Source organism: Candidatus Pelagibacter sp. PS_40 (assembly GCF_059417765.1).
On sequence record NZ_CM182064.1, the window covers coordinates 561588 to 586044 of the forward strand.

Here is a 24457-nt window from a genome sequence, read left to right on the forward strand (position 1 = left end):
GAGTTTATATTGTGATATAAAACTAAATAAATAAATAAACACTTATAAAATATTATGGCTGGAAGTTTAAATAAAGTATTATTAATTGGGCGTTTAGGCGCAGACCCTGAAATTAAACAAATGGTAAACGGCAAAAGCGTTGCAAGATTGAGTTTAGCAACTAGTCAATCATGGAAAGACAAGACAACAGGTGAAAAAAAAGAAAAGACTGAGTGGCACCGAATAGTTGTATTCAATGATGGGTTAGTAAATGTTGTTCAGCAATATTTAAAAAAAGGAGCTCAAATTTATGTTGAAGGACAAATAGCTACTAGAAAATGGAAAGATGAACAATCTGGACAAGACAAATATTCTACAGAAATTGTAATTCAAGGATATAACTCTTCACTAACAATGTTAGGTGGAGGAAATACTGGTGGTGGAATCCAAAATGATAACACTCAAGCACCTGCTAATAATTTTGAAGATAGTCTACAAACTTCAAATGATATGGATGACGAAATTCCATTTTAATTTCTATGAAAGACACAGAAATACCTAAAGATAAAAATATTAAACTTATCTCCATGCATGATGAGATGAGTTCATCGTATTTGTCATATGCGATGAGTGTAATTGTGAGTAGGGCTCTTCCTGATGTTAGGGACGGACTTAAACCAGTTCATAGAAGAATATTATTTGCCATGTATAAAGGTGGTTACGATTGGTCAAAACAATTTAGAAAATCTGCAAGAATAGTTGGAGATGTTATTGGTAAATATCACCCACATGGAGATCAATCTGTTTATGATGCTCTAGTTAGAATGGTTCAGGATTTTTCTATGAGTTTACCTCTTGTTCAGGGCCAAGGTAACTTTGGATCTATTGATGGAGATCCAGCTGCGGCTATGAGATATACTGAGACTAGATTGGCTAAAGTTTCGCAATACTTAATAGACGATATTGAAAAGGATACCATCGAATACAAGAGTAACTACGATGAAACAGAAAAAGAACCATCAGTTTTACCCGCTCAATATCCTAATTTATTGGTTAATGGAGCCGGTGGTATAGCAGTTGGAATGGCAACAAGCATACCTCCACATAATTTAGGTGAAATCATTGATGGAACATTAGCCTTAATTGAGAATAAAGATATTAAGATTAAAGAATTAATGAAACACATTCCAGGTCCTGATTTTCCTACAGGTGGTGTCATCATTGGTAAAGAAATTATTAAAGCAGGATATAATGTTGGTCGTGGATCATTTAAAATTAGAGGTGAAATAAGTGTTGAAGCACAAAAAAATGGTAGAGAAAGACTAGTTATTACATCTGTACCTTATCAAGTAAATAAATCAGTTTTAAATGAAAGAATTGCCCAACTGGTTAGAGAAAAAAAAATTGAAGGAATAAAAGATATTAGGGATGAGTCTAATAGAGAAGGGATTAGAGTAGCAATTGATTTAAGAAATGGTGTTGAGCCAGAAACTATTAAGCGATTACTTTATAAAAATACTTCGATAGAAAGTTCTTTTGGTTTTAATACTTTAGCGATCGTTGATGGCAAACCTAAAATATGTAATTTAAAAGAGTTTTTAACAAATTTTTTAACATTTCGTGAAGATGTTGTTATTAAGAAAACTAAATTTGACTTAAAAAAAGCAGAGGACAGAGCTCATATTTTGATTGGGTTATCTGTATCTGTTGAAAATTTAGATAAGATTATAAAAATTATACGGTCTTCAAAAACTCCTGATGATGCTAAAAAGTCATTATTAAACACTAAGTGGAAAATTAATAAATCTTTAAAGTTAATTTCACTTGTCGAAGATAAGAAGGGAAAAAATTTATACTCATTATCTGACCCTCAAGTAATTGCTATTTTAGAACTTAGACTTCAAAAACTTACAGCTCTTGGTATTAATGAAATAGAAGTCGAAATTAAAAAATTAGCTGATTTAATTAAGGGATATAAGAAAATAATTAATTCCAAAAAAGAACTTTTAAACGTAATAAGTGAAGAGCTTAAAACTATTAAAGAAAAATTTGCTGTACCACGAAGAACTAAAATTATAGATGCTATTTTAAACTATGATATTGAAGAAACTATTCAAAAAGAGTCTGTTATTATTACAGTTACACTTCAAGGATATATTAAAAGAGGAGCATTAAGCAGTGTTAAACAACAAAAAAGAGGTGGCAAGGGTAAATCTGGGATTACAACGAGAGATGAAGATTCTGTAGTACAAACTTTATCAGTTAACACACACACTTCTGTTCTTTTCTTTTCGACAGAAGGACTTGTCTACAAAATTAAAGCTTGGAAGATACCTGAGGGATCAACTACATCAAAAGGTAAATCCTTATTTAATATCTTACCTTTAAAAAATCATCAATCAATCAGTTCAATTATGCCATTCCCCGATGAAGAAAGTGATACGAAAAACCTTCAAATTGTTTTTGCAACTGCAAAGGGCAAGGTTAGAAAAAACAGTCTAGAAGACTTTTCTACAATTAATTCAGCTGGAAAAATTGCAATAAAATTAGATCCCAATGATAAAATCGTAGGAGTTGAAATTTGTAAAGATGATCAAGATGTAATGCTAAGTACAAAAAATGGTAAATGCATTAGATTTGAATCAAAGAAACTAAGAATATTTAAGGGTAGATCCTCCAAAGGTATAAAGGGTATAGAGCTATCTCCTAATGATGAGATTGTTTCTCTTTCAATAACAAATAAAGAAAAAATCAAAAACGATAATAAATCCGATGGAAGATTTGTTTTATCAATTACAGAAAATGGATACGGCAAAAAAACTTTAAACAATGAATATAGAGTTACCAATAGAGGTGGTAAAGGCATAATTGGAATTGTTAACTCACCTAGAAATGGTAGTATATGTTCGTCATTTCCTGTTATAGAGGGAGATGATGTGATGATTTCAACAAATAAAGGTAGAGTGATTAGAGTTGCCGTTAAAGAAATCAGAACAGCGGGAAGAAATACTCAAGGTGTAAGAATTATCAAATTATCTGGTGATGAAAAAGTTGTTTCAGCAATAAAAATTGATGATAACTTGGAGTAATGAAAAAAGTTGCCGTATATCCCGGAACATTTGACCCAATTACCTTTGGTCATATTGATGTTATAAATAAAGCTTTAAAATTATTTGATAAAGTTATTATTGCTGCTTCTGATGGTGCTAATAAAAATTATCTTTTCAATTCAATTGAAAGAGTACAATTAATTAAAAAAGCCTTATTTGTTGATTTAAAGTTCGATAAAAAGAAGATTGAAGTTATTTCATTTACATCATTAACAACTGATTTATGCAAAAAATATAAATCTAATATTATTTTAAGAGGTTTAAGAGCAGTATCTGATTTCGAATATGAATTTCAACTAGCTGGAATGAATAGAAAATTGAACAATAATATAGAAACAATTTTTTTAATGTCTGATGTTGAAAATCAAATCATTTCATCAAGATTTGTTAAAGAAATAGTTAGACTAAAAGGCGATATCAAAAAATTTACTACAAAAAGCACAATAAAATCTTTAAAAGAAAAATATGAATAAACTTATAACAAAATTTTTAATTTTATTTTTTATACTAACCAACAACACAATCGCAGAGGAGAATATTATGATTTTAAAGCTTAAAGATGGAGACGTTAAAATAGAACTTTTTGAAGATGTGGCACCTAATCATGTCAAAAGAATTAAGCAATTAGCAAAAGATGGTAAATACGATGGTGTTGTATTTCACAGAGTGATTGATGGCTTTATGGCGCAAACTGGTGATGTTCAGTTTGGTAACTCTTCTAATGATCAATTTGATTTAAGAAGAGCTGGAATGGGTGGCTCTGATTTACCTGATCTTAAAGAGGAATTTAGTGATTTACCTCATGAAAGAGGAACGCTATCTATGGCTAGATCACAAGATCCAAATAGTGCAAACAGCCAATTTTTTATATGTTTTAAAGAAGCGTCTTTTCTAGATAGACAATATACGGTATTTGGTAAAGTTATTGAAGGCATGGATCTTGTTGATAAAATCAAAAGAGGAGATCAAAACAATAACGGTTCTGTTTCTAACCCAGATAAAATCATTAGCTTTAAATAATTTTAGTTCACAAATTTCATGGCGTTAAAGAATTTCAAATTTAATGTCATAGAAAGTGATAAATTTGCTAGAGTTGGAGTAATCGAAACTCATAGAGGTAATATTCAAACACCTGCTTTTATGCCTGTTGGAACACAGGCAACTGTAAAAGCTTGTCTTATTGACGATGTTATTAAAACAGGATCTGAAATAATTTTATCAAATACCTATCACTTAATGATCAGACCAGGTGTTGATAGAATTATTTCTGCTGGTGGTCTACATAAATTTATGAATTGCAAACTTCCCATACTTACAGATTCTGGTGGGTTTCAAGTTATGTCTCTTTCTAAATTAAACAAAGTAGACAGAGAAAAGGGTGCAATATTTAACTCTCATGTAGATGGTAAAAAATTTATATTAAGTCCAGAAGAAAGCATAAGAGTTCAAAAGGGTTTAGACTCTGATATTGTTATGATTATGGATGAGTGTCCTAAGAAAACTACTGACTATAAAGTAATTAATAAATCCATGGAACTATCCATATATTGGGCTGAAAGATCTAAAATAGCTTTTGGATTAAACCCACATAAAGCTTTATTTGGAATTGTCCAGGGTGGTTTATTTAAAGATCTAAGAACAAAATCTCTTAATGAGTTAATTAAAATTGGCTTTGATGGATATGCTATTGGTGGACTTGCTGTAGGAGAAAGTCAAAATGAAATGTTTAGTGTTTTAGATGATTTAAAAAATATTATGCCAGATGACAAACCAAGATATTTAATGGGTGTGGGGACGCCAGCCGATATTCTTGGAGCTGTTAAGAGAGGTGTTGATATGTTTGATTGTGTAATGCCTACTAGATCTGGAAGAACCGGTTTAGCTTTTACTTGGAATGGTCGTGTGAATATCAAAAATAATAAATATAAAAATGACAACGAACCACTTGATCCTGATTGTTCAAATTTAAATCTTAACAAATATTCAAAAAACTATATAAATCATCTCTTCAATACGAATGAAATCTTAGGTTCTACACTTTTAACCTTACATAACATCAACTTTTATCAAGAATTAATGTCTTCTATTAGAGAAAATATTAAAAAAGGTACATTTGATAAATTTCATGATGAATACATTGATAAGTTGTAATTTAAATATTTGCAATTTCCGATGTTATGGAATAAATAATTGTTTTTTGGTAATAAAAATTATTCAAGTTTGATATTTTTTTATTGTTTAAATTTTTAAGTGTAAAGAAATTTAAAAATTTTAAAGAAGACTTCACCAAAAGTTTTTTTTTAAAATTAAATAAAAAAAAACATTAATCTCAACTTTAATAATTTATATGTGGGCCCTTAGCTCAGTTGGTAGAGCAATTCCCTTTTAAGGAATGGGTCGATGGTTCGAGTCCATCAGGGCTCACCACTAAAATAATCTTTTAAATATTAGCTAATTGTAATCGGTGGATAGTCTAAAATGACACTATTTTCCCATTCTGATAAATCTTTTATTCTTTTTGAGGATGATGGGTGGGTGCTCATAAATTGAGGTGGTTCTTTGCCTTTATTTTCTGCCTTCATCCTTTCCCATAACTTTTTAGTTTCCCTTATATCAAAGCCAGATAAAGATGCAAAAATCATTCCCAGGTAATCAGCTTCACTTTCTTGAGTCCTTGAGAAAGGATTCATTATTCCTATTTGCGATAATAGACCTACGGTGTTCATGCCAGTAGCTTGATTGATTTGCCCTAACTTTCCACCTGAAAAAATATCGATTAAAGAAGTTCCAGTTTGTAAAAGTGCACTTCTACTGGCTCTTTCAACCGAATGTTTAGCAACAGCATGTGCAATCTCATGACCCATTACTGAGGCAAGACCGTTTGTATTTTTTGTAACATCAAGTATTCCTGTGTACACAGCTATTTTACCACCTGGCATGCACCAAGCATTTTTTACTTTTTTATTATCTATTAAAATATACTCCCAATCAAAATTAACAGTTGGATCATTTTGGCCTGTTCTATAAAAATACTCAGATATAGCGTCTTCCATTCTTTTTCCAATATCTTTAATTTCATCGAGTGTTTTAGCGTCATCACTCATTTTTTCTTTTTCTTTAACTTTTTCAAAAATTTGAGCTGCCTGAGCATTTAATTTTGATTCAGGTATAATTTTCAATTGTCTTCTGTCTGTTATTGGGGCTGTAGAACAAGCACCGAGCATTAAGCCCGAACATCCACATCCAATATAATTTAAAAATTTTCTTCTATTCATTTTATTAAAATTTTGATAATCATATAAATATATACTTTTATGAATTTAAACAATAAAATCTTGGTTGTGCTTTTTGTTATAGCTGTATCTTTTGTAATTTATTCTAGCTATCATTAAATTTTTATGTCTATTAAGAAGAAAAAATCATTTGCTTTAAGATTAAGAAACTATTTTTTTACAGGTGTAATTGTTTTAATTCCAATTGGTTTTACCCTTTATTTAAGCAAATTTTTAATTAATTTTTCTACTAAATTAGTACCATCAGGTCTAAATCCTAATACTTATCTTCCTTATTCGATACCTGGTATTGAAATAATTTTAACAATTATTTTTATTACAGTTGTTGGTGGTCTTTCTTTAACTTTTATCGGTAAAAAATTTTTACAAATAATTGATGATTTGTTTAAAAGAATGCCAATATTAAGAACAATCTATTCTGCCATTGGACAAATGACAGATTCCTTTCGGGAGCAAGAAGGCAATAAAAAAAGTGTTGTACTAGTTGAGTATCCAAGAAAAGGATCTTGGGCCGTAGGTTTTGCTACGAAAGAAAATACAGGTGAAATTAAAGCAAAAACAAATATTAACTTAGTTAATGTTTTTGTTCCAACAACTCCTAACCCAACAAGTGGTTTTTTATTAATGATACCAAAAGATGATTTGATCTATTTAGATATGACATTTGAAGAAGCATCAAAATTTATAGTCTCGGCTGGAACTTCTAAGCCTAAAAGCTAAACCATATCATTAATTATATCTGCTTGATCATATAACTTGAGTAAAGCTTTATATTTTTTGATATCAGTATTTTCTAATTCTATCTTTTTAATTTGTTTCTCTGCCATTAAAAATAAATCTTCATTTTGAATGGGGTCTGCTAACCTAAAATTTTTAATTCCACTTTGTTTAAAACCAAGTAAATCACCAAAACCTCTTAACTTCATATCTTCTTCTGAAATTTCAAAACCATCATTAGAGTTTTTTAAAATATTAATTCTTTTTTTAGCATTCACACTTAAATTCGACTTAAACATCAATATACAGCTTGCCTGTTTTGTTCCACGTCCAACTCTTCCTCTTAACTGATGTAGCTGAGATAATCCAAATTTGTTAGCATTTTCTATTATGATTACATTAGCATTAGGAAAGTCAATACCAACTTCTATAATTGTTGTCGAAACTAAAATTGAATATTTTTTATTAAGAAATTTATTTAATATTTCTTCCTTCTCTTCATTTGCAATTTTTCCATGTAGTAGTGCAACTTTATTTGGAAAAATTTCATTAAGAAATTTATATTTCGTAACTGATGATTGGTGATCTAATTTTTTTGATTCCTCTATCAAAGGACACACCCAGAAGATTTGGTTTCCTTCTTTTATTTCTTTTTTTACAAAGTTGATAACATCATCTATTTTACTTTCTAATTTGCTATAAGTTTTAACTTCTTTTCTATTGCTTGGTTTTTCTTTAATAATAGAAACATCCATATCACCATAAACTGACATAGTTAGAGTTCTCGGAATTGGTGTCGCTGACATTAAAAGAACATCACAATTATCACCCCCTTTATCTGATAAAAGTTTTCTTTGTCTAACACCGAATTTGTGCTGTTCATCAATTATAATATAACCAAGGTTTGCAAAAATAATTTTTTTTTGAAAAATTGCATGTGTGCCAAATACCATTTGAATTTCATTGTTTTCCAGGTTTTTTATAATTCTCTTTTTTTCACTATTTTCACTCTTACTAGAAAGTAATTCAATTTTGATATCTTTAGGAAATAGTTTTTTTGCTAAAGTATAATGCTGTCTTGCCAATATTTCAGTAGGAGCCATTAATGCAACTTGGAACCCTGAATTAATGACATTCAACGAAGAAATCAATGCAACAATAGTTTTACCACTCCCAACGTCACCTTGCAAAAGTCTAAACATTTTACTTTTAGAATTTAGATCCTTATTAATATCACCCAATGAAATTTTTTGATCATTGGTAAGTGTAAAGTTTAATTTATTAACTATATTTTTATGAGCTTTTTCGCTGAAGTTTTTAGAAATTTTTTTAATTTTCTTAATTTTTTTTCGAATTTCCGAATTAACTAAAAAAGATGCTAATATTTCATCATAAGCAAGTCTTTTATAAAAATCAGATTTATAATTTTCAATATTTTTTGGATCATGTAATTTTATTATAGATTCATTCCAACTTTCATTATTAAAAATTTTTAGAATATCTTTATCGTGCCACTCTGGTAAAATAGGTAAGTTTTTTAAAATTTGATTAATAATTTTATTATAGGTTTTTTCAGTAATACCTTCTGTTAATGAGTATTTATTATCAATATTTTCAATTAAAGAACTGTCTTGTGAAATATATGTGGGATTCGTTATTTGATATCGGCCTTTATAATTGCCTATCTTCCCACTAATTGTCACTTCTTCATTTAGTGGTAAAATTTTTCTTACATATCCTTCATGACTATTAAAGAATATACAATCAATCTTTCCAGTTTCATCAATACAATTAACTCTATTGGGTAAGTTTCTAACTCTTGGAAATTGATATTTTAATGGAACAATTCTGATAGTTTGGATTACTCCTATTTGAAGATCGCAAATTTTACTAACAAGTGTTCTATCTGTATAAGATTTAGGCAGTCTCCACAGCAAGTCAAAAATATTATTTACTTTTTTTTTCTTCAAAATTTCCATGGTTTTTTTACCCACACCATTTAATTTGGTTAGATCAGCTAATAAATAATCATAATTATTCTTATTTTTCATATTAGTTGTAATATATTAAATATTATGACCATTAATATAAAGGATTTAAAAAATAAAATAACTTATAGAGCTAACTATAGAGGCACCAAAGAAATGGATAAATTGTTAGGTTCATTTACTAAAAAATATATTGATCAGTTTAATGAACAAGAGCTAACCCTTTTGTGTGATTTGTTAGACTTAGATGATGAGAATCTTTATAAATTTAATCAAGGTCAAAATCCAACGATTCAAATTGAATTAAACAAAGTTACTGAGATGTTTCAAAACTATAATTATGCAAGTGAATAGTGGCGGAGAGACTGAGATTCGAACTCAGGAAAGAGTTGCCCCTTTGCCGGTTTTCAAGACCGGTGCATTCAACCGCTCTGCCATCTCTCCGTTAGCAACGTTTTATTATTATAAATTTTTAATTCAACAATAAAATTGATAAATTAAACAGATAATCATTTAATAGGTATAAATTTATTACTGTGGAAAAGCAAAAATTCAATACAGGTATAGGATTAACTGCACTAGGTTCTTTTTGGTGGGGTGTTATTGGTGTTATTTACTTCAAATATATTTCATTTGCAGGCTCTATAGAGGTAGTGATCCATCGTTGTGTGTGGACATCTGTAGCTTTAATAATAACTACTTTTTATTTTTCTAAATGGGATATTTTTTTTGAAATTATAAAAAATAAAAGAAATATAATTTATTTATTTTTTTCAAGCTTACTAATTTTTATAAATTGGGCAACCTGGATTTATGCAGTGGGTACTGAAAAAATTATCGATGCAAGCTTTGGTTATTTTATTATGCCAATCTTAAGCGTATTCCTGGGATATATCTTTTATGGTGAAAAAATTAATAAAAGAAGATGTCTTTCCATACTTCTTGTTTTGCTGTCTATATCATTTCTTTTATTTAAAAGTTTTCATTCAATACCATGGGTTGGAATAATTGTAGCTCTAAGTTGGGGTTTTTATAATCTTCTTAGAAAAAAAGTAAATGTTGATACCGATGTTGGACTTTTAATAGAAAGTCTTTTTATATTACCATTTGCGTTATTTGCTTTTTTTTTACTTTTTAAAAATAATTTAAATCTTTTTAGTATTAACGAGCCTTCATTGATGTTTATACTAATGTTAGCTGGACCAATGACTGTTATACCTCTATTTCTATATGTAAGAGGTGTTGAGTTGTGTGGCCTTGGACCCACTGGAATGATTTTCTACATAACCCCAACATTTCAATTTTTATTGGGCTTTTTTTATTATGATGAGGCTTTTTCTTTTGATAAATCATTAAGTTTCATTTTAATATGGATTGCTGTAATTATTTATTTAAAAGATTTATATGAACATAATTAAATATTTTATAATTATATTTTTCACATTTATTCACGGAACACTATATGCCAATGAAAAAGGATTTAAGGAGTGGTTGGTTAATTTCAAAGCCTATGCTTTAGAAAAAAAAATTTCAGAAAAGACATTCAATTTAGCAATGTCTGATGTTGTATTTCTACCTGATGTAATAAAATATGACCGTTTTCAACCTGAGTTTTATGAAGATACTAAAACTTACATATCCAAAAGAACTTCTAAACAAAAAGTAAGTGCGGGCATTAAACTTTACGAATTAAATAAAGATTTCATAAATTCGATAGATAATAAATTTTCTGTTGAGAAAGAGTTGCTTTTAGCATTAATGGGAATAGAGACTAATTTTGGAACTTATGTTGGAAAAATGGATATATTATCATCACTTGCAACTTTAAGTTATGATCAACGTAGATCTGATTTCTTTACTAAAGAATTAATTACTATTCTTCAATTAATAGATGAGGGGAAAATAGACCATAACATTTTATATGGGTCATGGGCAGGTGCCTTTGGTTTTTTTCAATTTATGCCATCTACAATAGACAACTATGCAATAGACTATGATAAAAATAACATTATTGAGCTTAAATCAACTAAAGATTCATTTGCATCTGCAGCTAACTACATAAATAAAATAGGATGGAAAAAAAACCAACCTTGTTTCATTAAAGTCAAATTAAAAGAAAATATACCTAACAATATATTAAATATATCTGCAAAAAAACTTCACAATAAAATTAAATTTAAGCTTTTAAAGAAATATATAATTAATGAAGATAGTTTTAATTCTATTAATGAAAATTTGATTGCATCAATAATAACGCCAGACAAAGATATAATACCAGATGCACAAAACTTAGATCCGGCCTACATAGTTTTTGATAATTATGAAAAAATACTACAATGGAATAGATCTTTAAGATTCAGCCTCGCAGTATGCACATTAAAAGAAAAGTTTGAAAATGCTTTATAAAAAACTATTAACTCTATGCTGTTTAATTTTATTAAATAACTGTACAGCAACTACCTCAACCAAAAATAAAAATCTTAATTCATTGGAAAATCCATTTATAAATAAAGGATTTAGCCTTATTTATAATGATAAGTTTTATTATGATAAGGTTATTTCCAAAAAAATTGATGAAAGAAGCTTAGTTATTTTTCAAAAAAATTTAAAAAAAAATACAATTGTTAAAATTACCAATATTTTAAATAACAAATCAATTATAGGTACTGTTGGTAGTAATGCTGATTATCCTTTATTTAATAATGCAGTATTATCATTGAGAATAGCAGATGAAATTGGTTTGAATGAAAATGAACCTTATGTAGAGATTTTAGAAGTCCTAGAAGATGCAATATTTGTTGCAAAAAGAGCAAAGACGTTTGAAGAAGAAAAAAAAGTTGCTAACAAAGCACCCGTTAACAATATTAATATTAGTGATCTTAACACTAAAGAAACAAATACTAAAAATGAATTAAGTAAAAAATTTTCTTATGAAATAAAAATAGCTGATTTTTATTTTAATGATACAGCATCATTGCTAGTTGATAGAATCGTAAAAGAAACCATGATTAAAAATGTCAAAATCAAAAAAATTAATGAAAAAAAATATAGAGTATATGCAGGTCCTTTTAATAACATTAACTCTCTACAAAAATCATTTAATGATATAAGCATACTTGAATTTGAAAATATTGAGATTATAAAAAATGATTAAATCAAGACTTATAACGATTTTATTGACCCTCTTACTAACAACTAATGCTAATGCAGCATTTGATGTAAATGCTAGAACAGCAATATTACAAGATTATCTTTCTGGTGAAATATTATTTGAAAAAGATGCCGATAAATCAATTTATCCTGCATCAATGACAAAAATTATGACAGCCATTATTGCGTTTGATTTAATTAGAAGTGGTGATCTAAGTTTAGATGAAAAATTTTTAGTATCAGAGAATGCCTGGAGACTTTCATCAGCTGGCTATTCTTCAATGTTTATAATGGTTGGTGATGAAGTTAGTGTGGAAAATTTACTTAAGGGAATAATTATTGCATCTGGTAATGATGCTTGTGTTGCGTTAGCTGAAGGTATTGCTGGAACAGAAGATGAATTTGCAGTGATGATGACGGCTAAAGCTAAAGAAATAGGAATGAATAATACTAATTTTGCTAATTCATCAGGCATTAATGATACTGAAAACCTATCAACTGTAAGAGATATTATGCTTATGTCTAATTATCTTATTAAAGAGTTTCCTGAAGAATATAAGTATTTTGCAGAAAAAGAATTTACTTGGAATAGAACAGGGGGTGACCCCATTACTCAAGGTAATAGAAATCCGTTATTATATAAAAGCCTTGGGGCAGATGGAATTAAAACTGGTTATTTAGCAGTTGAAAAATACTCACTAGCATCATCTGTTGAAAGAAATGGAAGACGACTAATAGCTGTAGGTAGTGGCTTTAATACTAAAAATGATAGATCTCGTGAAAGTGCCAAACTTTTAACATGGGGTTTAACTAATTTTGACCTGGTTGAAATTACAAAAGCAAACACACCAATAGAAGACATTGATGTTTGGTTGGGTAAAAAAGATACTGTTAAAACTTATATAAAAAATGATATCTACAAAACTATTCCTAAAGCAAAAAAAAGACTATTGAAGGTATCATTGAATTATAATGGTCCAATTCAAGCACCTATTAAAAAAGATGATATCTTAGGAAAATTAAAGCTAATCTTTGATGGTGAACTTATCGAAGAATATGATCTACTTGCTTATGAAGATGTTAAGAAATTAAATGTTTTTTCACGGTTAATGAAATCAATTAATTTTTTAATTTGGGGCGATGTCTAAAAAACCAATAATTGTATTTGAAGGTATAGAGGGGACAGGCAAATCTCATCATATTAAAAATGTTGCTAACTACTTAACACGTAAAAAAATTAAATTTATTCAAATTAGAGAACCTGGTGGCAGTGCAAATTCAGAAAAAATAAGAAATCTTATTCTTAATAATAAATCTACATTTAATAAAGAAACTGATTTACTACTTTATCTTTCGGCAAGAAGTGAAAATATGGAAATTATAAGAAAAAATGTTGGTAAAAAAATAATATTAATAGATAGATTTTCAGATTCAACTATTGCCTACCAACATTATGGTATGGGTGTAAACCTCAAGTTTATACAAAATATTAACAATCATCTTTTAAAAAATATTAAAATTGATTTTACTTTTTTAAATACAGTAAATTTATCAAATATGAAAAAAAGGCTTAAACTAAGAAAAAAGCTTAACAGATATGATAAATTTAACAGTAAATTTTATGAAAAAGTACAAAATGGTTTTATAAAGATATTAAAAAAAAATCCTAAAAAATATATTAGAATAAATTCAAATCTAGATATAGATCTTAATGAAAATATAATATTAAATAAAATTAAAGACTTAATTTAGATTTATGAATTTAAAACCATCTGAAAACACTAAAATTTATGGTATGGAAAATTTTTTTCATGAATTAAGTGGACTATATAAGCAAAAAAAATTGCCTAATAAAATTTTACTGTCTGGAAAAAAAGGATTAGGAAAATCAACATTAGCCTATCATTTAATCAACTATATTTTATCCGAAAATGAGGATTATAAATATAATTTAGAAAATTTTTGCATCCATAAGGACAATAAATCTTATAAACTTTTGCAAAATAACTCCCATCCAAATTTCTATTTAATAGATTTATTAACAGAAAAAAAAAGCATTGATGTAGGTCAAATTCGTGAAATGATTAGTTACACAAATAAATCAACATTTAATAATATGGCAAGATTTATTTTAATAGATAATGTTGAAAATCTAAATAAGAATTCTGTCAACGCATTACTTAAAATTATTGAAGAACCAAATGAAAATGTTTTTTTTATCTTAATAAATAATAGTGAAAAAAATATACTACCCACACTAAAATCAAGATGTTTAACTTTCAAGATTAATTTTACATTTAATGAGTCCTTAAGTATTTCAAATTTAATACTGGATAAAAATGTACTTGATTTTATTAATTATGACTTACTAAGTTTTTATAATTCACCTGGTGAAATCATTAGTTTGTTCAATTTTGCAGAAGAAAAATCTATTAATTTAAAGGATCACACTATTTCAAGTTTTATAAGTTCGATAATAGAAAATAATTACTATAAGAAAAATAAACCTGTCAAAATTTTATTAATAAATTTAATCGAGCTATTCTTTTTGAAAAAATATCTGATAACCAATTCAAAGGTTACATTAATTAATTTTTATCAAAAATTTATAAAAAAAATTTATAATACGGAAAAATTTAATCTAGATGAAGAAAGTTTATTTTTAGAATTTAAATCAAAATTGTTATAAATGGATAAAAATTACTATATAACTACACCAATTTATTATCCTTCAGCGAGACCCCATATGGGTCATGCATACTCAAGTATTGTTGCTGATTTTTTTGCAAGATTTAAACGTATAGATGGGTTCAATGTTCATTTTTTAACAGGTACGGATGAGCATGGTTTAAAAATACAACGAGCAGCAGAGAGAGAAAAAATTGATCCTCAAACTTTTTGTGATGAAATTAGTCAAACGTTTAGAGATCTTTCAAAAACATTAAATTTATCTAATACTGATTTCATTAGAACTACTGAAGAAAGACACAAAAAAACAGTTCAACATCTGTGGAATGAACTTGAAAAAAATGACGATATTTATTTATCAAAATATTCTGGTTGGTATTCTGTTTCTGATGAAGCTTATTACAGTGATGAAGAAATTAGTGAAAAAGAAAACGTTAAAATTGCCATTTCATCTGGTTCTCTGGTCGAATGGATAGAGGAAGAGTCTTATTTTTTTAGATTATCTACGTGGCAAGATAAACTTCTAAATTATTATGAAAAAAATCCAGACTTTATTTCACCAAAATCCAGAAAAAATGAAGTAATTAGTTTCGTAAAAGGTGGGTTAAAAGACTTATCCATAAGCCGTAAAGCGTTTTCTTGGGGAATCAAAGTTCCTAATAGTCAAGATCATGTGATTTATGTTTGGCTTGATGCTCTAACAAATTATTTAAGTGCTTTAAACTACCCAGATACAAATGATGAACTGTTTAAAAAATTTTGGCCTGCATCTGTTCATTTAATAGGTAAAGATATATTAAGATTTCATTCTGTATATTGGCCAGCATTTTTAATGGCTGCAAAAATACCTTTACCTAAGAAAGTATATGGTCATGGCTGGATTTTATCTGGTGATGAAAAGATGTCAAAATCAAAAGGAAATATTCTTGATCCATTAGATATTATTGAAATTTATGGACTTGACCCATTAAGATATTATTTGATTAAAGAAGTTTCATTTGGAAATGATGGTAATATTTCTCAAGATAGATTAGAGGATTGTATCAATAGTGATTTGGCTAATAATTATGGCAATCTATGTCAAAGAGTGACTGCATTTGCTGAGAAGAATTGCTCTTCATTAGTACCAGATAATACAAAATTTAATGATGAAGATTTAGTGATGCTAAATAAATTTACTGATAATTTAGATCTAATAAGAACTGAAATTGATAATCAAAATATTAATTATTATATTAATTTCATTGTTAGCGCTTTATTTGAAGCAAATAAGTATTTTAACGATCAAGAGCCTTGGAAAAAAAAAGATGATAAAGATAGATTAAATACCATTGTCTATACATCTTTAGAAATGATTAGAAAAATTTCATTTATGCTTTATCCAATAATTCCAAGCTCAATAGAAAAAGCTTTAAAGATTTTTAATTTAAATATTGATGCAATTAATTTGGAATCTATCGCAAAACATGACTATCTAATATCTGGTAAACCTATCAACAAAATAGATATTTTGTTTAAGAAAATTGAAAAGAAAAATGATTGATTCTCATTGTCATTTAGATCATGAACCTTTACTTGAAAATTTAAATGAAGTTATAAAAAGATCTAAAGAAGCTGGTATCTCAAAATTATTAACCATATGCACTACACCTGAAAGTTTTGATAGGATCAAAAAAATTATTATAACCGACCCAATGATTTTCGGAACTTTTGGTATTCACCCTCACGAGACTGAGAAAAGTCATTTAATTGATAAAAATTATATAACAAGTCAAGTAAATCAAAATGAGCGAATTATTGGTATTGGTGAAACAGGCTTAGATTTTTTTTATAATCATAGCAATAAAGAAAGACAAATCGATAGCTTTAAAGCTCATATAGAGGCTTCTATAGAGCTTAATATACCTATTATCATACATTCTAGAAATGCAGAGAATGAAACATATGAAATTTTAAAATCATATAAATCAGAAAAACTTAAAATTTTGATGCACTGTTTTACTGGTTCGTTAAATTTTGCAAATAAATTAATAGAATTAAATGCTTTTTTTTCAGCAAGTGGAATAATTACTTTTAAAAATAGTTTAGAGCTTCAGAAAACTTTTAAAAGTATTCCCTTAAATAAACTGCTTGTTGAAACAGATAGTCCATTTTTAGCGCCCATACCAATGAGAGGAAAAAAAAATGAACCAAGTTTTATTAAATATACTTTAGAAAAATTATCTATTTTAAAAGAAAAAACTAATCAAGAAATGTCAGATTTAACTACTCAAAATTTTAATAAACTTTTTAATCTATAATGTCTCTTAAATTTGTTATTTTGGGTAGTGGTAGCTCAATGGGTGTACCTAGAGCAGATGGATATTCTGGAGATTGTGATTTAAAAAATAAAAAGAATTTTAGAACAAGGTGTTCTGCTCTAATTAAATTTAATGATCAAAATATTCTAATAGATACATCGCCAGATTTGAGGTCTCAACTTCTAAAAAATAAAATTAAATCTATTAGTAAAGTTTTTTATACACATCTTCATGCTGACCAGACACATGGTATTAATGACTTGCGCCCATTTTTTTTGATAAACAAGAAACAAATTCCAGTCTATGCGGACATTAATACTAAGAAATATTTGCTTTCAACTTTTAAATATTGTTTTAAATCATCTTTTGGTTATCCATCAACTTTAAATATTAATAGCCTTAAAAAAAAACATGAATTTATAATTAAAGATAAAAAAATTAAAATTGAATCAATACCTGTTCAACATGGTAAGATTAAAAGTATTTGCTATTTAATTAACAATAAATTAGCCTATGCAAGTGATATTAGTCTATTCTTTAAAAAAAATTACAAAAAATTAAAAAATTTAGAATATCTAATTATTGATTGTCTGTGGTACCGTAATCATTCAGCTCATTTCAATTTAGATCAAGTTTTAGAAATAGTTAAAATCCTTACTCCTAAAAAAACTATATTAACAAATATGCATAGCGATTTAGATTATGCAAAACTTAAGAAAAAATTACCTAAAAATATTATTCCTGGTTTTGATGGTTTGACTGTTAATTTAAAGAATTAAATCTATTTGTTTTGTTATCTTATCTGACATTGGTGTAATAAAAGAATTGAACGTGTCCTGTATTTTTCCTTCTTTATTAATCAATATTTTATGAAAATTCCACTTAGGAACAGTTGAATTACCATAATTTTTTTTTGCCCATTTATATAAGTCATGGGCATTATTACCTTTAACATCAGTTTTGTCTGTTATTGGAAAAGTAATATTAAAATTAGTTTCACAAAAATCTTTAATTTCTGAATTAGTGCCTGGTTCTTGACCACCAAATTGATTTGATGGAACGCCAATTACATAGAAGCCTCTGTCTTTATACTTTTCATAAAGTTCTTGCAGGCCTGTATATTGCTTAGTAAATCCACACTTACTAGCAACATTTACCAAAAGTATAGTTTTTCCTTTGTATTGATTTAAATCAATAGTTTCATTATTTATATTTTTTATCGAATGATCAAAAAATAGCTTTTCGTATTTAGCATCAACTTTTTCAAAAAATGTAAACATAGATAGGATTAATAGAATTAATAAATTATTTTTATAAAACATGACTTATTTTTTAGAGGCATACAATAATATAAAATATCCAAATACAGTAGACAGTAAAGATCCAGCAAGAACACCAATTTTTACTCCATCAATATACTGAATATTTTCGGCAAAAGCTAAGTTTCCAACAAACAAACTCATAGTAAAACCAACCCCAGTTAAAATTGAAACTCCGTATAAGCTTAACCAGCTAGATTTATCAGGCATTTGAGCTACACCAAATTTAACAGCAATGAAAGAAACAACCATAACCCCAACTTGTTTACCAACAAATAACCCTAAAAGAATACCTAATGGAACAGGTTCTAATAATGAAGTTAATGATAGCCCCTCTAAAGATACGCCAGCATTAGCAAATGCAAATATAGGCATTATTATAAAAGCAACATATGGACTGATTGCATGTTCTAATTTAATTAATAAAGAGAAATCTTTTTCTTTAATTCTGTGAGGTATGGTTGAAGCTAAAAGAACACCTGCTATTGTTGCGTGAATTCCAGACTTATATGTGAAGAACCACATGAAGGCACCAATTATTAAATAGGGAATAAACTTTTTAACACCAAATTTATTTAAAGTAAGTAGTAAAATATATGAAATTAAGATTAAACTTAAATAACTTATGCTTAAGTCACCTGAGTAGAAAAAAGCTATAATTAATATTGCACCAAGATCATCGATTATAGCAAGAGCCGTTAAAAAAACTTTTAAAGAAATTGGAACTCTTGAACCAAGTAAGGACAAAATTCCCAAAGAAAACGCTATGTCTGTAGCAGATGGAATTGCCCAACCATTCAATGTTTCAGAATTACCAAGGTTTATAAAAACATAGACTAGAGCAGGGACCACCATTCCTCCAACTGCTCCTATAATTGGCAACAATGCTTTTTTTAAATTAGAAAGCTCACCTTGAATAAACTCTCGTTTTATTTCTAGTGTTACAAAGAAAAAGAAAATTGCCATTAACAAGTCATTAATCCAGTGATGTACCGAAAGTTTTAAACCGAAATCATTAATACCTATAAATAGGTATTGGTTTAATGTATCAAAATATAAATTACTTAAACTAGAATTGCTTATTACCAGAGCAATAATTGCTGCAATTAACAATACAAGACCACTTGCCGCTTCTAATTGAAAAAACCATTTAAAAGGTTTTGAAAGATTTTTGATCATAATTTTATATTAAATCTCTAATAAATAATGAGATATCTTTAATACTTTCATACAAATTATAAAGTATAAATTCGACATTTGGGACAATTTTCCCAATAGGATATTTAAACGTGTCCACAATAATTATAAAAGCTACGAATGAAATAATTGATACAACAAAAATATTTAATATTTTAAAATTTTTTTGTTTTTTTGGCTGTGTATTTACTTGTGTGCTTTCACCTTTATTTATCTCAATTTTTTCTTTAGTTTTTTCTTCTAAGTTAACTTCTACTTCGTCATTAGATGTGTCTGATACACTTTCTACATCATTGATCGGTGAATTATTTTGTTCAAAAATATTAACATTATCATTACTAATATCTTCATCAGTTGGACTTACTGTGATTTCAGGAGCTACTTTTTTAAAAAACCATTTATGATCACAGCTAGCACACTGTAATAAACGACCCATGTCGGGAATTAAACTTGAGTCTACATCGAATTTTTTATTACAATTATTGCAAGTGATGATCATAAATGATGTATATCTGATTCTTGTAAAAAAGCCTTGTTTTTGATGTTCTTTATTCTTTGAAATTATCAATATCTAATGTATTAGTACCTCAATCGGGGCGTAGCGCAGCCTGGTAGCGCATCTGGTTTGGGACCAGAGGGTCGCAGGTTCAAATCCTGCCGCCCCGACCATTTTATGAAAAAAGCAAAGATTTATATACCCACTAAAAATTCAATGCAGTCTGGTTTAGGTAAATCAGACAAATGGTTAATTGAATTTGAAACTGAAGATACAGGAATTAACCCTTTAATGGGTTGGGAAACTAACTCTAATACTCTTTCAGAATTAAATTTAGAATTTTCCTCTAAAGAATTAGCAATAGAATATGCAAAAAAAAATAAAATTGACTTTGAAATCATTGAACCTCAAAAAAGAAAAACTGTTAAAAAATCTTACGCAGATAATTTTTTAAAATAATAATGTTTAAATTTTTCACTCAAAAAGAATGGCGATTATGGTCATGGGTTGGTTCATTTATTATTCTTTCATCGCTTTGGGTTCAGGTACAAATTGATGTTAAAATAAATGAATGGTTTGGTCAGTTCTATGACATGATACAAAAAGCTCTAGCAGCCCCTAACTCAATCACAATTGGAGAGTACTGGGCAAGCTTATTATCATTTATTACATTAGCAGGTATTTATGTGGCTTTGGCTACGGTTGTAGCTTTCTTTACCTCACATTATTTATTTAGATGGAGAACTGCCATGATTGATTGGTATCACAGTGTCTATGATAAGGCCCGAACTATTGAAGGTGCTTCACAAAGGGTTCAAGAAGACACAATAAAGTTTTCAAGAATTATGGAAGGACTTGGTACAAGTTTTATAGAAGCAATAATGATGCTTGTTGAGTTCACACCTATATTATTTGGTTTAAGTGTTGGAATACCTATTTTATTCTTTGGGGATTGGAATTATGGTTTGGTGACAGGTGCATTTATATGGACTGTAGGTGGAACCCTTTTCTTAATTGTATTAGGTTCAATTTTAAGATTAGTTGGAGTAGAATACGATCTTCAAAAAAATGAAGCCTCTTATAGAAAATTACTTGTTATAGCTGAAGATAATATAACAATAAGACCAAAGAATTTAGATGAATTATTTAACGATGTAAGAAAAATTCATTTTAAATCTTATCTAAGATATTTTTATTTTAATTTGGGTCGTATAACTTATCTTCAAGCGAATGTTCTCTCAGCCTATGTTTTTTTAGCTCCAGCAATAGTAGCAGGCGTTGTGACATTAGGGGTAATGCAGCAAATTATAAGAGCTTTTGGTAGAGTAGAAGGGTCTATGCAATATATCTTTAGATCATGGCCTACTATCATAGAACTCGCCAGTGTTTATAAAAGGTTAAAAGAATTTGAATCCAAGATCAATGCTACTGAATCGATTACTCAAAAAGATTAATGACTATTGATAAAAAATATGTTGATCAAATTTTAAAAGTTTCTGAAAAAGCAGCACTTGCCTCGTCATATTTAGTTGGAAAAAAAGATAAGATTGCAGCAGATCAAGCGGCTGTTGATGCAATGCGATCAGAATTAAATAAAATTGATATGAATGGTGAAGTTGTTATTGGTGAAGGTTCACTTGATGAGGCACCAATGCTTTATACAGGTGAAAAACTAGGAAATAAGAATGGACCTTATTTTGATATTGCTGTTGATCCTTTAGAAGGAACAAATTTTGCAGCAAATAATTTACCTGGAGCAACATCTGTTATTGCAATTGCTGAAAAAGGAAATCTTTTTAATGCACCAGAAACTTATATGGATAAAATTGCAACTGGACCAATTGAAAAAGGATTGGTTGATCTAGATTTTCCGTTAAAGAAAAACCTTACAAATCTTGCAGATTTCTTAAACAAAGACATCTCATCACTGACAGCCTGTATATTGGATAGACCAAGACACAAAAAAATAATTGATGAATTAAAGCAACTAAATATTAATATCAAATTGATTACTGATGGTGATGTTCTTGGCGCATTGTATGTGACAAATCCAAAATATAATGTTGATATATTTTTGGGTATTGGAGGTGGTCCAGAAGGAGTTTTAGCGGCATCAGCCCTTGATGCTTTTGACTGTCATTTTCAAGGGAGATTTATATTTGATAATGACAAAGATATTAAAGATGCAAAAAACATGGGAATAACTGATTTGAACAAAAAATATGAATTAAATGAAATTATAAGAGGAGACTCTATATTTTGCTCTACAGGAGTCACTACAAGTGAGATGTTAGCTAGTGTTAAAATCAATAATAACAAATATACAACCGAAACATTAGTTACACATAAAAGTTTAAAATTTACAAAAATCTTAAAGAGAACAAATCTTATTTCAGAATGATTTCTGTCTCAGGTAAGAATTGGGAACAAAAAAAAATTAATCAAAACATTGTTGATAAATTAAAACAAGAACATGATTTTAGTGAAATTTTATCTAGATTAATTATTTCAAGAAAATTTGATAATGATGAAATAGCAACAATCAATACAGATTTAGATTTAAACAATGTTTTTTTAAATAATAAAGATTTCAGTCAATCTATTAACCTTGTTGTAAATTCTATCAATAATAATCAAAAAATATGCATTTTAGGTGATTATGACGTTGATGGCTCTGCAGCTACATCTTTATTTGTTAAATTTTTTAAAGATATAAATCATCCATTTTTTTACTATATACCTGATAGAGAAAAAGATGGTTATGGAGCTACCAAAAAACTATTCCAAAAACTGATCTTAGAAAAGCCTAAATTAATTATTATGGTGGATTGTGGCTCAACATCTAATGAAGCAATAGATTTTTTAAATGAGAATGAAATAAAATCTTTAATTATTGATCATCACGAAATTAATAAGCCTTTTCCAAATGCAAATTCAATTATAAACCCAAAAAAAGATAATGGTTATAAAGAATATGACTATTTGTGTGCAACTACACTTACATATTTTTTTTTAGATTTACTGATTAAAAAAATCAAAACTAAAATAAATATATCTGATTATTTGATATATGTTTTGTTGGCTACAGTATGTGATGTTATGCCTTTAAGAAAACTTAATAGATTAATTGCATTAAATGCCCTTAAAAATTTTGATATAACAAAAAATTTACCACTAAGTACTTTGTTTGACTTAAATGAAAAAAAAAATAAAATTAATATTAATGATTTAGGCTATTTAATTGGCCCTATATTAAACGCTGGTGGTAGGTTGAGTAAGTCTCAATATGCTACAGAATTATTATCTTCTAATAATGATCTAGTTGTAAATGATAGATCTAAATCCCTAATTAAACTAAATGATAAAAGAAAAGAAATTGAAAATTTAATTTTAGAAGAAATTGACTTTAAAAATATTGAAAAAGAAAATAAGGATGTAATTATTTACTACAATCCAAATATTAACGAAGGTTTAATTGGAATTATTGCAGCAAGATTAAAAGATTATTTTAATAAACCGTCCTTTGTTATTACTGCATCTAATGAATTATTAAAAGGATCTGCAAGATCAATTTATAATTATAATATTGGTCGTGTAATTAAAAATTCACTAGACCAAAAGTTAATTTTAAATGGTGGTGGTCACAATATGGCTGCAGGATTTACCCTAGATAAAGTAAACCTTAAAGATTTTGAAAATTATATACTAAGAGATTTTTTAAAATCTAACATCTCACATGACAATATATTTTTATATGAATCGGAAGTTTCATCGTTAGCACTTAATCAAGACTTTTATGAAGATCTAAAAAAATTAGAACCGTTTGGTACAGGAAACCCAGTACCCACATTTATGTTAAGAGATCTAAGAATAATTAAACCGATAGTATTAAATAACAAACATATATCTGTAATATTAAAATCAAAAACAGGACATTCGATAAAATCGATATCATTTAATTCTATTAATACTAAGATTGGAGAACACTTAATTAATTATAAAGATACCCTTAATATAATAGGTCAGATCAATGAAAATATATGGAATAGCAAAAAAACACTTCAATTAACTATTAGAGACCTAATCCTATAGCTTAATTGCGCTTGATAAATAATGACTTATAAAATAAAAGATCACAACATGGTCCCTTCGTCTATCGGTTAGGACAGCTGGTTTTCATCCTGCAAAGGGGGGTTCGATTCCCCCAGGGACCGCCAAAA

Annotated in this window: 25 protein-coding genes and 4 tRNA genes; 23 read left to right on the top strand and 6 right to left on the bottom strand. The window is 28.0% G+C overall.

What is annotated here, in order from left to right; genetic code table 11:
- Positions 1-54 precede the first annotated feature (54 nt).
- The 6 genes from ssb (at position 55) to AC5SLW_RS02910 (ending at position 5516) form a co-directional block, all read left to right on the top strand.
- Positions 55-513 carry a single-stranded DNA-binding protein gene (gene ssb, locus AC5SLW_RS02885; protein WP_494575703.1) on the top strand — a complete coding sequence of 153 codons (459 nt, stop codon included), beginning with the start codon at positions 55-57 and terminating at the stop codon, positions 511-513.
- A gap of 5 nt (positions 514-518) precedes the next feature.
- Positions 519-3068, top strand: coding sequence for a DNA gyrase subunit A (gene gyrA, locus AC5SLW_RS02890; RefSeq protein WP_494575705.1), 2550 nt, complete (start codon positions 519-521; stop codon positions 3066-3068).
- Positions 3068-3562 (top strand): pantetheine-phosphate adenylyltransferase, encoded by a 495-nt coding sequence (coaD, locus tag AC5SLW_RS02895; RefSeq protein ID WP_271615819.1) that lies wholly within the window; start codon positions 3068-3070, stop codon positions 3560-3562. Before gyrA ends, coaD begins: the two co-directional genes overlap by 1 nt.
- Positions 3555-4109: a peptidylprolyl isomerase gene (locus tag AC5SLW_RS02900; protein ID WP_011282086.1), complete on the top strand. Its 555-nt coding sequence runs from the start codon at positions 3555-3557 to the stop codon at positions 4107-4109. The genes coaD and AC5SLW_RS02900 overlap by 8 nt, the downstream gene beginning before the upstream one ends.
- 18 nt (positions 4110-4127) lie before the next feature.
- A complete protein-coding gene (gene tgt / locus AC5SLW_RS02905; protein ID WP_494575707.1) occupies positions 4128-5240 on the top strand; it encodes a tRNA guanosine(34) transglycosylase Tgt in 1113 nt (370 codons plus the stop codon).
- Between the two features lie 200 nt (positions 5241-5440).
- Positions 5441-5516, top strand: a tRNA-Lys gene (locus AC5SLW_RS02910).
- Between the two features lie 20 nt (positions 5517-5536).
- On the opposite strand, the gene AC5SLW_RS02915 is transcribed toward AC5SLW_RS02910, so the two are convergent.
- The gene (locus AC5SLW_RS02915) at positions 5537-6364 is read right to left on the bottom strand and encodes a M48 family metallopeptidase (RefSeq protein ID WP_494575709.1); all 828 of its coding nucleotides are present in this window, start codon (positions 6362-6364) and stop codon (positions 5537-5539) included.
- Between the two features lie 123 nt (positions 6365-6487).
- On the opposite strand from AC5SLW_RS02915, the gene AC5SLW_RS02920 reads away from it, so the two are divergent.
- Positions 6488-7102 carry a DUF502 domain-containing protein gene (locus tag AC5SLW_RS02920; protein WP_494575711.1) on the top strand — a complete coding sequence of 205 codons (615 nt, stop codon included), beginning with the start codon at positions 6488-6490 and terminating at the stop codon, positions 7100-7102.
- On the opposite strand, the gene AC5SLW_RS02925 is transcribed toward AC5SLW_RS02920, so the two are convergent.
- Positions 7099-9150 (bottom strand): ATP-dependent DNA helicase RecG, encoded by a 2052-nt coding sequence (locus tag AC5SLW_RS02925; protein WP_011282091.1) that lies wholly within the window; start codon positions 9148-9150, stop codon positions 7099-7101. The genes AC5SLW_RS02920 and AC5SLW_RS02925 overlap by 4 nt on opposite strands.
- Before the next feature lie 24 nt (positions 9151-9174).
- On the opposite strand from AC5SLW_RS02925, the gene AC5SLW_RS02930 reads away from it, so the two are divergent.
- On the top strand, positions 9175-9441 hold the full coding sequence (locus AC5SLW_RS02930) for a succinate dehydrogenase assembly factor 2 (RefSeq protein WP_271481469.1): 267 nt from the start codon (positions 9175-9177) through the stop codon (positions 9439-9441).
- On the opposite strand, the gene AC5SLW_RS02935 is transcribed toward AC5SLW_RS02930, so the two are convergent.
- A tRNA-Ser gene (locus AC5SLW_RS02935) sits at positions 9442-9531 on the bottom strand.
- Positions 9532-9623: 92 nt separating this feature from the next.
- Here AC5SLW_RS02935 and rarD point away from each other — a divergent pair.
- From rarD to AC5SLW_RS02980, 9 genes are read left to right on the top strand one after another with little or no spacing between them, the layout of a single operon-like run.
- Complete coding sequence (gene rarD / locus AC5SLW_RS02940; RefSeq protein ID WP_011282093.1) at positions 9624-10505, top strand: EamA family transporter RarD; 882 nt, start codon at positions 9624-9626, stop codon at positions 10503-10505.
- Positions 10492-11493 (top strand): lytic murein transglycosylase, encoded by a 1002-nt coding sequence (locus AC5SLW_RS02945; RefSeq protein WP_494575714.1) that lies wholly within the window; start codon positions 10492-10494, stop codon positions 11491-11493. Before rarD ends, AC5SLW_RS02945 begins: the two co-directional genes overlap by 14 nt.
- Positions 11483-12241 (top strand): hypothetical protein, encoded by a 759-nt coding sequence (locus tag AC5SLW_RS02950; RefSeq protein WP_494575716.1) that lies wholly within the window; start codon positions 11483-11485, stop codon positions 12239-12241. The genes AC5SLW_RS02945 and AC5SLW_RS02950 overlap by 11 nt, the downstream gene beginning before the upstream one ends.
- Positions 12234-13385 carry a D-alanyl-D-alanine carboxypeptidase family protein gene (locus AC5SLW_RS02955; protein ID WP_494575718.1) on the top strand — a complete coding sequence of 384 codons (1152 nt, stop codon included), beginning with the start codon at positions 12234-12236 and terminating at the stop codon, positions 13383-13385. The genes AC5SLW_RS02950 and AC5SLW_RS02955 overlap by 8 nt, the downstream gene beginning before the upstream one ends.
- Positions 13378-13989 carry a dTMP kinase gene (gene tmk, locus AC5SLW_RS02960; RefSeq protein ID WP_018414120.1) on the top strand — a complete coding sequence of 204 codons (612 nt, stop codon included), beginning with the start codon at positions 13378-13380 and terminating at the stop codon, positions 13987-13989. Before AC5SLW_RS02955 ends, tmk begins: the two co-directional genes overlap by 8 nt.
- 4 nt (positions 13990-13993) lie before the next feature.
- Entirely contained in the window at positions 13994-14926 is a 933-nt protein-coding gene (locus tag AC5SLW_RS02965) for a DNA polymerase III delta subunit-related protein (RefSeq protein WP_006996920.1), read from the top strand.
- On the top strand, positions 14927-16468 hold the full coding sequence (gene metG, locus AC5SLW_RS02970) for a methionine--tRNA ligase (RefSeq protein WP_494575721.1): 1542 nt from the start codon (positions 14927-14929) through the stop codon (positions 16466-16468).
- On the top strand, positions 16461-17225 hold the full coding sequence (locus tag AC5SLW_RS02975; RefSeq protein ID WP_494575723.1) for a TatD family hydrolase: 765 nt from the start codon (positions 16461-16463) through the stop codon (positions 17223-17225). Before metG ends, AC5SLW_RS02975 begins: the two co-directional genes overlap by 8 nt.
- On the top strand, positions 17225-18004 hold the full coding sequence (locus AC5SLW_RS02980; RefSeq protein ID WP_494575725.1) for an MBL fold metallo-hydrolase: 780 nt from the start codon (positions 17225-17227) through the stop codon (positions 18002-18004). The genes AC5SLW_RS02975 and AC5SLW_RS02980 overlap by 1 nt, the downstream gene beginning before the upstream one ends.
- Here the strand turns inward: AC5SLW_RS02980 and AC5SLW_RS02985 are convergent.
- Genes AC5SLW_RS02985 through AC5SLW_RS02995 form a run of 3 tightly spaced genes read right to left on the bottom strand, consistent with a single transcriptional unit; the run spans position 17993 to position 20309 of the window.
- A complete protein-coding gene (locus tag AC5SLW_RS02985; protein ID WP_006996916.1) occupies positions 17993-18505 on the bottom strand; it encodes a glutathione peroxidase in 513 nt (170 codons plus the stop codon). The genes AC5SLW_RS02980 and AC5SLW_RS02985 overlap by 12 nt on opposite strands.
- Before the next feature lie 45 nt (positions 18506-18550).
- Entirely contained in the window at positions 18551-19723 is a 1173-nt protein-coding gene (nhaA, locus tag AC5SLW_RS02990) for a Na+/H+ antiporter NhaA (protein WP_006996915.1), read from the bottom strand.
- Positions 19724-19727: 4 nt separating this feature from the next.
- Positions 19728-20309 carry a zinc-ribbon domain-containing protein gene (locus AC5SLW_RS02995; protein WP_494575728.1) on the bottom strand — a complete coding sequence of 194 codons (582 nt, stop codon included), beginning with the start codon at positions 20307-20309 and terminating at the stop codon, positions 19728-19730.
- A 24-nt stretch (positions 20310-20333) separates the two neighbouring features.
- Between AC5SLW_RS02995 and AC5SLW_RS03000 the strand changes: the two genes are divergently transcribed.
- From AC5SLW_RS03000 to AC5SLW_RS03025, 6 genes are all read left to right on the top strand, one after another.
- Positions 20334-20410, top strand: a tRNA-Pro gene (locus AC5SLW_RS03000).
- A 4-nt stretch (positions 20411-20414) separates the two neighbouring features.
- Positions 20415-20696, top strand: coding sequence for an ETC complex I subunit (locus tag AC5SLW_RS03005; protein WP_006996913.1), 282 nt, complete (start codon positions 20415-20417; stop codon positions 20694-20696).
- 2 nt (positions 20697-20698) lie between these two features.
- On the top strand, positions 20699-21691 hold the full coding sequence (locus AC5SLW_RS03010) for a putative transporter (RefSeq protein WP_011282105.1): 993 nt from the start codon (positions 20699-20701) through the stop codon (positions 21689-21691).
- Positions 21691-22638 carry a class II fructose-bisphosphatase gene (gene glpX, locus AC5SLW_RS03015; RefSeq protein WP_494575730.1) on the top strand — a complete coding sequence of 316 codons (948 nt, stop codon included), beginning with the start codon at positions 21691-21693 and terminating at the stop codon, positions 22636-22638. Before AC5SLW_RS03010 ends, glpX begins: the two co-directional genes overlap by 1 nt.
- On the top strand, positions 22635-24329 hold the full coding sequence (recJ, locus tag AC5SLW_RS03020; protein ID WP_494575732.1) for a single-stranded-DNA-specific exonuclease RecJ: 1695 nt from the start codon (positions 22635-22637) through the stop codon (positions 24327-24329). The genes glpX and recJ overlap by 4 nt, the downstream gene beginning before the upstream one ends.
- Before the next feature lie 50 nt (positions 24330-24379).
- Positions 24380-24454: transfer RNA gene (locus AC5SLW_RS03025), tRNA-Glu, on the top strand.
- The last annotated feature ends 3 nt before the right edge of the window (positions 24455-24457 follow it).

Bases quoted from the DNA above. Each gene is read 5' to 3' on its own strand.
- coaD (WP_271615819.1), top strand. From the start codon at position 3,068: ATGAAAAAAGTTGCCGTATATCCCGGAACATTTGACCCAATTACCTTT.
- nhaA (WP_006996915.1), bottom strand. From the start codon at position 19,723: ATGATCAAAAATCTTTCAAAACCTTTTAAATGGTTTTTTCAATTAGAA.
- AC5SLW_RS02980 (WP_494575725.1), top strand. From the start codon at position 17,225: ATGTCTCTTAAATTTGTTATTTTGGGTAGTGGTAGCTCAATGGGTGTA.
- AC5SLW_RS02900 (WP_011282086.1), top strand. From the start codon at position 3,555: ATGAATAAACTTATAACAAAATTTTTAATTTTATTTTTTATACTAACC.
- recJ (WP_494575732.1), top strand. From the start codon at position 22,635: ATGATTTCTGTCTCAGGTAAGAATTGGGAACAAAAAAAAATTAATCAA.
- AC5SLW_RS02985 (WP_006996916.1), bottom strand. From the start codon at position 18,505: ATGTTTACATTTTTTGAAAAAGTTGATGCTAAATACGAAAAGCTATTT.
- AC5SLW_RS02950 (WP_494575716.1), top strand. From the start codon at position 11,483: ATGCTTTATAAAAAACTATTAACTCTATGCTGTTTAATTTTATTAAAT.
- AC5SLW_RS03010 (WP_011282105.1), top strand. From the start codon at position 20,699: ATGTTTAAATTTTTCACTCAAAAAGAATGGCGATTATGGTCATGGGTT.
- AC5SLW_RS03005 (WP_006996913.1), top strand. From the start codon at position 20,415: ATGAAAAAAGCAAAGATTTATATACCCACTAAAAATTCAATGCAGTCT.
- metG (WP_494575721.1), top strand. From the start codon at position 14,927: ATGGATAAAAATTACTATATAACTACACCAATTTATTATCCTTCAGCG.
- AC5SLW_RS02955 (WP_494575718.1), top strand. From the start codon at position 12,234: ATGATTAAATCAAGACTTATAACGATTTTATTGACCCTCTTACTAACA.
- AC5SLW_RS02945 (WP_494575714.1), top strand. From the start codon at position 10,492: ATGAACATAATTAAATATTTTATAATTATATTTTTCACATTTATTCAC.
- gyrA (WP_494575705.1), top strand. From the start codon at position 519: ATGAAAGACACAGAAATACCTAAAGATAAAAATATTAAACTTATCTCC.
- glpX (WP_494575730.1), top strand. From the start codon at position 21,691: ATGACTATTGATAAAAAATATGTTGATCAAATTTTAAAAGTTTCTGAA.
- tmk (WP_018414120.1), top strand. From the start codon at position 13,378: ATGTCTAAAAAACCAATAATTGTATTTGAAGGTATAGAGGGGACAGGC.
- AC5SLW_RS02930 (WP_271481469.1), top strand. From the start codon at position 9,175: ATGACCATTAATATAAAGGATTTAAAAAATAAAATAACTTATAGAGCT.
- AC5SLW_RS02925 (WP_011282091.1), bottom strand. From the start codon at position 9,150: ATGAAAAATAAGAATAATTATGATTATTTATTAGCTGATCTAACCAAA.
- tgt (WP_494575707.1), top strand. From the start codon at position 4,128: ATGGCGTTAAAGAATTTCAAATTTAATGTCATAGAAAGTGATAAATTT.
- AC5SLW_RS02965 (WP_006996920.1), top strand. From the start codon at position 13,994: ATGAATTTAAAACCATCTGAAAACACTAAAATTTATGGTATGGAAAAT.
- ssb (WP_494575703.1), top strand. From the start codon at position 55: ATGGCTGGAAGTTTAAATAAAGTATTATTAATTGGGCGTTTAGGCGCA.
- AC5SLW_RS02915 (WP_494575709.1), bottom strand. From the start codon at position 6,364: ATGAATAGAAGAAAATTTTTAAATTATATTGGATGTGGATGTTCGGGC.
- AC5SLW_RS02975 (WP_494575723.1), top strand. From the start codon at position 16,461: ATGATTGATTCTCATTGTCATTTAGATCATGAACCTTTACTTGAAAAT.
- AC5SLW_RS02920 (WP_494575711.1), top strand. From the start codon at position 6,488: ATGTCTATTAAGAAGAAAAAATCATTTGCTTTAAGATTAAGAAACTAT.